At 65.6% G+C, this 7312-nt stretch carries 8 protein-coding genes and 1 pseudogene; 5 read left to right on the forward strand and 4 right to left on the reverse strand.

Annotation, left to right across the window (positions count from 1 at the left end):
- Nucleotides 1–17: 17 nt before the first annotated feature.
- The 3 genes from scpB to SB786_RS06500 all read right to left on the reverse strand — a co-directional run bounded on the left by scpB (nucleotide 18) and on the right by SB786_RS06500 (nucleotide 3482).
- Complete coding sequence (scpB, locus tag SB786_RS06490; RefSeq protein ID WP_410726795.1) at nucleotides 18–1040, reverse strand: SMC-Scp complex subunit ScpB; 1023 nt, start codon at nucleotides 1038–1040, stop codon at nucleotides 18–20.
- Between the two features lie 274 nt (nucleotides 1041–1314).
- Complete coding sequence (locus SB786_RS06495) at nucleotides 1315–2517, reverse strand: pyridoxal phosphate-dependent aminotransferase (RefSeq protein ID WP_410726796.1); 1203 nt, start codon at nucleotides 2515–2517, stop codon at nucleotides 1315–1317.
- Nucleotides 2518–2579: 62 nt separating this feature from the next.
- Nucleotides 2580–3482, reverse strand: coding sequence for a LysR substrate-binding domain-containing protein (locus SB786_RS06500; protein WP_410726798.1), 903 nt, complete (start codon nucleotides 3480–3482; stop codon nucleotides 2580–2582).
- A gap of 432 nt (nucleotides 3483–3914) precedes the next feature.
- Here SB786_RS06500 and SB786_RS06505 point away from each other — a divergent pair.
- Nucleotides 3915–4310 (forward strand): annotated as a pseudogene (locus SB786_RS06505) (transposase); the annotation flags it as partial.
- Nucleotides 4311–4512: 202 nt separating this feature from the next.
- Entirely contained in the window at nucleotides 4513–4764 is a 252-nt protein-coding gene (locus SB786_RS06510; RefSeq protein ID WP_006758859.1) for a hypothetical protein, read from the forward strand.
- A gap of 191 nt (nucleotides 4765–4955) precedes the next feature.
- On the opposite strand, the gene SB786_RS06515 is transcribed toward SB786_RS06510, so the two are convergent.
- Nucleotides 4956–5273: a hypothetical protein gene (locus tag SB786_RS06515; RefSeq protein WP_006754206.1), complete on the reverse strand. Its 318-nt coding sequence runs from the start codon at nucleotides 5271–5273 to the stop codon at nucleotides 4956–4958.
- Nucleotides 5274–5472: 199 nt separating this feature from the next.
- On the opposite strand from SB786_RS06515, the gene SB786_RS06520 reads away from it, so the two are divergent.
- The 3 genes from SB786_RS06520 (at nucleotide 5473) to SB786_RS06530 (ending at nucleotide 7015) form a co-directional block, all read left to right on the forward strand.
- Nucleotides 5473–6147, forward strand: a complete 675-nt coding sequence (locus SB786_RS06520; protein WP_410726808.1) for a YdcF family protein — start codon at nucleotides 5473–5475, stop codon at nucleotides 6145–6147.
- Between the two features lie 201 nt (nucleotides 6148–6348).
- Entirely contained in the window at nucleotides 6349–6621 is a 273-nt protein-coding gene (locus tag SB786_RS06525) for a hypothetical protein (protein WP_006758857.1), read from the forward strand.
- 136 nt (nucleotides 6622–6757) lie between these two features.
- Nucleotides 6758–7015: a hypothetical protein gene (locus SB786_RS06530; RefSeq protein WP_006758856.1), complete on the forward strand. Its 258-nt coding sequence runs from the start codon at nucleotides 6758–6760 to the stop codon at nucleotides 7013–7015.
- Nucleotides 7016–7312 lie beyond the last annotated feature (297 nt).

Raw genomic sequence — 7312 nt, forward strand, 5'->3', positions numbered from 1 at the left:
CAAGAAGTCGGCCGCGATCAGGCGCGGCGCTGTTCGGGTTCTGCTTCGTCGTCCGGCAGCGCGTCGGCGCCGATGGGCGCACTGGCACTGCGTATGGCATCGGCGAGGCTGTCGGACGTATCGTCCAGCATCTCGCCGTCCGCGGGACCGGATCGTGTGGCGCCGGCGTGTCCAGCCTCGCCCGGCATGTCGCCGACCGCCACCGCTGCGTCTCCGGCAACCGCGTCGGCGGCCGGCTTGCGATCTTCCTCGTTCCACTCCGCGCGCGGCGGCTCGGACTGCCCGCCGGCCGGCGCTGCTTCGGCGCCGCCCTGTTCGGTTTGAACGCGATCAGCTTCCAGCGTATCGCGGTTCGGTATTTCGTGCGTCGACGCGACGTCCGTCGCCGCGTCGCCCGGCAATTCGTCAGGCTGCGCTTGCGGTTCGTCGGCCGCCGCTTCGCCGGCTTCCTGCACTGCTTCCACCACCACCGCATCGCCGTCGAAGTCCATCGCCTGCTGCGCGAGCAGCACGGCCTCGATGTTCGCGGCGGGCTCCTCGAGCGCGGGCAGGTCGTCGAGCGCCTTCAGGCCGAGATCGTCGAGGAACTGCTTGGTCGTCGCATACAGCGCCGGACGCCCCGGCACGTCGCGATGCCCGATCACCTCGATCCAGCCGCGGTCCTCGAGCTGCTTGACCACCTGCGTATTGACCGTGACGCCGCGAATCTCTTCGATATCACCGCGCGTGACGGGTTGCCGATACGCAATGATCGCGAGCGTTTCGAGCACCGCGCGCGAATATTTCGGCGGCTTCTCGGGATGCAGTCGATCCAGGTAGTGACGCATCGCCGGCTTGCTCTGAAAGCGCCATCCGGTTGCCAGCGCCACCAGTTCGACACCGCGGCCGGACCAATCCTGTTTCAGATCTTCGAGCAACGTGCGGACCGTGTCAGCCGACACGCCGTCGGCAAAGAGCTTGCGCAAATCGCCGAGCTTCAGCGGTTCCTGCGCGCAGATCAAAGCAGTCTCGAGGACGATCTTCGCCTCTTGGGTATTCATGCAGCTAGGCCAGACCCTGTGGTCAAACGAACCGGATCAACAAACAGACGAAAGTAACGGAAGACGCGCTCGCCCGATTCTGATCGGTCATATTGATGGGAGCACGAACCGGGGGCGGCGAACCAACTTCAAGCCAGGCCCAAACCGGACGGAACAGCACGGCTCAACGACGGAACCGCGTGACTGAGCGCCATATTACGCAAAATCGCCCGGTGCGTAAAGATGAGCCGTACGGCCCGCCGCTCCGCAGGCCTCCGGCCGCTCCGCCCCCGCTTCAGCGCGAGCCCGCGCCGCGCGCGAGGAAGCGGCGCAAGCGCTCGACGCCCGCATCGAGCCGCACCGGATCGCATGCATAGCACCAGCGCACGAACCCTTCCCCCTCCGGGCCGAACGCACGCCCCGGCGCCAGTCCGAGCCCTGTCTCACGCACCAGCGACTTGCAGAACGCGAGACTGTGTTCCGCGCCGGGCAAGCGCAGGAACAGATACATCGCACCCGGCGGAGGCGGCACGTCGACGCCCGGCAGCGTGCGCAGCGCGGCGACCAGATGGTCACGCGCGTCGCGCAGCGCCGCGACGAAGGACTGAACGAACGGCTCGCCATCGCGCAGCGCGACTTCGCCCGCGGCCTGGATGAAACCGGGGGCGCACGACGTGTTGTATTCGACCAGCTTCGACAGATCGCCCATGACCGGTGCCGGCGCGACCAGCCATCCGAGCCGCCAGCCCGTCATCGCCCAAGCCTTCGAGAATGAATTCACGACGATCAGCCGTTCGTCGCGCGACGCGATATCGAGGAACGACGGCGCGCCGGCCGCACCGAACGCGAGTCGTTCGTACACCTCGTCGGCGACCACCCAGATGCCGTGACGTCGGCAATGCGCGAGTACGGCCTGCTGGTCATCACGGGACATCGTCCAGCCGGTCGGATTGTTCGGCGAATTGACGAACAGCATCCGCGTGTCGGGCGTCAGCGCCGCGAGCAGCCGGTCGACATCGAGCCGCCAGCCCGCATCGCCATGGCCGAGCGGCACGCATTCGACCTGCGCACCGAGGATCTTCGGGATTTCGACGAGATTCGGCCAGAGGGGCGTGACCGCGACGACGCGATCACCCGGACCGACCAGCAGTTGCGCAGCGAGCATCAGCGCGCTCACGCCCGAACTCGTCACGGCGACCGTATCGACCGGCGTCGCGCCGTGACGCGCGCTCACGTAGCCCGCGATCGCGCGGCGCAGCGGGACGGTGCCGAGGTTCTGCGTATAGAAGGTTGCGCCGTCGCGCAGCGCCGCCGCGGCCGCGTCGCGAATGAATGCCGGCGTCACGCGATCGGACTCGCCGAACCAGAACGGCAGGAGGCCGGGCACGTCGAAGCCGGCATTCGCCACTTCCCTGATCAGCGACGGACGCAGCGCATGGACTGCGCCGCGTGCCGCCGGCGCGCCCGTCGCCGGGCCGACATCCGCGGAATGCGTCATAGAACCGCCATCGTCGAACACGATCCGCGTAGTGTACCGGCGTGCGCGCCGGATCCGCACCCTCAGTCAAGGTCCTCCGCCCGCGCCGGCATCTGGCGCGCGAGCTCCCAGATCGCCTGCGCGGCGGGCGACAGCGACCGGTCGCGGCGGCGCACCAGCTCGACGGTGCGCTCGGTACGCGGCGTCAGCGGCCGTGCGACCAGTGTCGATCCCGCCGGCAGCGGCAGCGACAGCCATGGCTGCACGCTTACGCCGACGCCGGCCTCGACGAGCCCGAATACCGTTGCCGAATGCCCGAGTTCCTGCATGACCGTCGCATTCACCTGATGGGCGGCCAGCGCAGCGTCGATCAGCGGCCGGCTTCCGGACGCATGGTCGAGCAGCACGAGGCGCTCCCCGTCGAGTGCCGTCCACGGCACCTCGGGCCGCGCCGCAAGCGGATGATCGGCGCGCGCGACCAGGCAGAACGAATCGGTCATCAACGGTTCGCACACGAGATCGGCAACGGTGAGCGGCCCGATGACGACGCCGAAATCGACCTCGCTCGACTTCACCTTGCGCAGCACGTCGCTCTGCACGTCGTCGCGCAAACCAAGCGTGACGAACGGGAACTGGCGCTCGCACGACGCGACGACACGCGGCATCAGCCGGCACGCGATCGTCGGGCTTGCGGCGACGATCACGCGCCCCCGCCGCTGCTCGCCGATCTCGCGAATCTCGCGCAGCGTGTCGTCGAGATCGTCGATCAGGCGGGACACGCTCGCGATCAGGTTTGCCCCGACATCGGTCAACTGCACGTCGCGCGTCGTCCGGTCGATGAGCTTCAGCCCGAGCTCGGTCTCGAGCTCGCGCACGCAACGGCTTACCGCGGACTGCGTGAGTCCAATCTCGTCGCCCGCGCGGCTGAAGCTCCTGAGCCGCGCAACCTCGATGAAGACGCGAAGCTGGCGCAGCGTAACGTTCATCCCCTCACCTCATCAATCGTGGATACCGATGCGCGATTTTAATGCGCGAAACATGCTTCGATGTGCGAATCCGGCATCGACCGCCCATGTTTCGCTGCGGTGCAATATTCGCGAGAACGCACGCGGCACGGGCGAATTGCACAAGATTGGTGATTGTCCCGATTTGCTGCCGGGTTATTTTGGCGTCTTATACGCCCCTAGCTGACTTAGCCGTTAGCCCGCTGCCAAGCGGCTCTCGAGGGAATCGCCTCCGACGTGGCACACATCGTGCTTTATCTGACGCACAGGGCGCAGGTTTCCGTCGGACGGGAAGGCAGAAACGCCGCTGCCGGCCAACCGGACGCCCCCACCCGGCACTCGACGCTCGAGTGCCTGAAGAGTGCGCGGCGCAGGGCAGCGCACCGGAGTTAGCTTCGCTGAGGTGAGGACATGATGCTGTTCGACGATTTGAGAGATAACGAGTGGGCGCTGGTCGAGGGTCTGTTTTGCTCGGAACCCGCACGAAGCGAACGGCGCGGCCGTCCCCGCGTGGAGGCCCGTTCGGTGGTCAATGCCGTGCTGTGGGTACTGTCGACGGGTGAAGGCTGGTCCAAGCTGCCGGGCCGCTATCCGTCGCCGCCGACCTGCCGCCGTCGCTTCGACGAATGGCAGGCAGACGGTACGCTCGCCGAAATCGTCAAGCGACTCGGCACGAGCGGCCGCCAGATCTCATTGCGCGGTCGCATCGGAGCAAGCGCGGCAAAGCCGCCTGCACCGCCGAGCCGCGACCGGCTGCGCGGCGCCTTCTGGACCAATCCGGAATCCTGGCGCGCCCCCGTGAAGATGGCGTAACGCATGCTCGATCGGGCGGCTTCGGCCGCCCGGTTTCTTTCGGCGCCTCGTTCATTGCGCGGCGCTCGCGTCGTCGTCGATCACCGCTGTCGTGCTGCGATACATCTCTTTACTATTATTTACAGCAAACCTGCACTCCCGCGCTTACCTTAGCGTCATATCAACAAGCTGCGCCGGCGGCTTGAAGGGAGCCCCCGCCATGAAACCAATGTCACTGCTCGTCGCATGCGGCATTGTCATTTCGCTGGCGCTGACCGCCCCCGCTCGCGCCGACGATCACGGCAAGCCCCCTCACCGCCAGCAAGAGCACCGGAACACCCTTCGCCAGCAACCGCCCGCCACGTCGCCCAACCGGCAGACCGTGCCGCGCGGCGATCTGCGCGGCGACATTGCCAGCAACGCGCGTGCGCGCATCGGCTCGCAGCCATCCGAGCTGCCGCGTCATCCGTAGTTCGGCAACAGGCGGGTTTTCGTCAAAGAAAATTCCCCGATTCGGGAACTGCTCGATATGCGACGAGTCACATTCGTTGCCATGAGCACAGCGTGGCAACAGCAAAAGTATCCGGTACGCCCGTATCCTCGCGATACGGGCTTTTTTTCGGCGTGTCGCGCGGATGGGTGCGCGAGGACAGGCGCGCGCCGCTACAGGCGGCTTTCGAGAATCGCCACGGCGCTGGCTTCGCTCAATGCGTAGTCGTCCATACGGCGATCGGTCCAGGAAAGTAATTTCTCGTCGCGCTCGAGGCGCGCGCATTCGGCTCGACCGTTGTCGGTCAGCACCGCGATGTCGACCGGAGCATGAAAACCCGGTGCGGGAGCAACGGTCTTCTGCCTGACCGTGTCCATCAGTCCTAGCGACCGGAGATACTCGAACACGCCCGGGCGGCGCGCCCACGGTACCTGGCGGTACTGCACTCGTCTCAATGCGTCGAGCACCGCTTCGTTGGAATACGTGGCCATCTCGATTCTTTCTTAAAGTGCAGCGACAATGCGAAGCGGCGCGCCGGGCGGGAGCTCCGCCCGCCGATACCGCCACCGATTCCGGAGGCCGACGTTCGGCGTCGCGTTAGGGCCAGATCGTCAGCCGTCCATAAAAAGACACCATACCCCAATCAAATTGATTCTGTTCGATTCATTTGTACTTCTCTTCATCTGTTTCATGCTCTGCCGCAAGCGGCGGCGACAGATCGCAATCGCCGGCGTCGCGGTGTTCTGGCTGCTCGCGACAGGCTGGCTCGCGGCGCCGCTCATCGCGTGGAGCGAGGCCGGTGTTACGCCGGTCGAGCGCCCCGACATGCATGGCCGGACCACGCTGATCATCCTCGGCATCGGCACGCGGCGCGACGAAACCGGCCTGCGCGTGCCGCCCGACGGCGAAGCGCGCATCCGCAAGACCGCAGCGCTCTACCGCACGTGCCTGCAGCAGGCCACCCGCTGCACCGTGGTGATGTCGGGCGGCGACCCGCAACATCACGGCGAAACCGAGGCGGCCGTCTACGGGCGCCGGCTGGTGGAGGAAGGCGTCGCTCCCGCCGACCTCGTGCTCGAGCCGAACAGCCGTACGACCTACGAAAATGCGAAATTCACTGCTTCTATACTACGCTCACAACATGACGACACGCGCATTCTCGTCGCGTCGTCTTACCAGATGCGCCGTGCATTGCTCGATTTCCGCCACTTCGGTATCGATCCGCAGCCCGTTTATTCGAACCGCCGGCGCGCTCGGATGGGCTGGCTGCCCCGCAGGGACAACCTGGAAAACGCGAACCGGGCGTTGCACGAGCTGGTCGGCATCGCGCAATTCCACGTCTATCGATGGCTCGGCTGGTTCTGACGGTACGACGGTGCCGCCCCGGCATGGCAGGCGCGTGACGGAACGCATGAAGTGTTGCGCGACTTCAACGGGGCCTTGCACTGCGCCGCGATCCGGTGCACATTGATCCGTCACTTTTGTTACACTCGACACGCACTCGATTGCAGTCGCCAGACAAAACGGCAACATTCGGGTTCATCACCACTTAGCGGAGGTAAAGCAATGAAGAAGACGTCCCTGGCTATTCTGGTCGCGATGTCGGCGCTGACTGGCGCAGCGTATGCGCAAGAGAGCACGCAAATCCAGACCATCACCGATCCGGCAAAGATCGCCGAGATCGAGCAGCGCGCACAGGCACTGCAACAGCAGCAGGCAGCCGAGGCTGCACAGCCGGCGGCGCAGGAAGAGCATCACCACGTCAAGAAGGCGACGCATCACAAGGCAGCGAAGAAGGCCGGCAAGAAGGCCGCTCCGGCAGAAGCTGCCAGCCAGTAAGTTCGGCGGCACCGCACAAGCGAAAAGCCGAATCCGGGCAACCGGGTTCGGCTTTTTTGGTTGCGGCGCCTGCGCGCTGTGCTAAAGTCGCGCACCGAAATTTTCCACCCGTGCGCACCCCGGTGCGGAGGACAGCATGAGCAACATTCAACTCGACATCGAGTGGACCGAAGAAGCCACTCGCAAGATCAAGCAACTGATGCCGCGCGGCTCGACCGACGCCTTCCTCGCACTGCCGCCGATCGAGTGCCTGCCGATGGAGGGCGACGTGCTTTTCCTCGGCCCGCAAGGCAAGCAGCAACCGTTCATCGTCGCCGAGCGCCAGTATCATCACGACGGTGATGCCGACTGGACGATCATCCTGATTCTCGACGTACCCAGCACGTCACACTGACGGGCAACAGCGGCCGGCAACACGTCCGGCCGCGCCGCCCCGCTCACACGAACCTCCACAGCGCGCGAATCCCGGAACGATCGATCGCTCCGCGGCGAGCCAGATTGTGCGGCGAATGCGCATGGGCGGCCAACGCAGCCTCACTCCTCCCAACGCTCGACGAATACGAATCCCCGCGGCCGGAACGGCACGCGCTCGCTTTGCCGTCCCACAAAAAAATGGTTCTTCACGGATTACCGGGATAGGCGGCCTTGATCTTGAGGAAGAAGTAAGCGCTGTCGCGGTAGCCGTAGGCCA

Source organism: Burkholderia sp. SIMBA_062, from assembly GCF_046534765.1.
GTDB lineage: Bacteria > Pseudomonadota > Gammaproteobacteria > Burkholderiales > Burkholderiaceae > Burkholderia > Burkholderia ambifaria.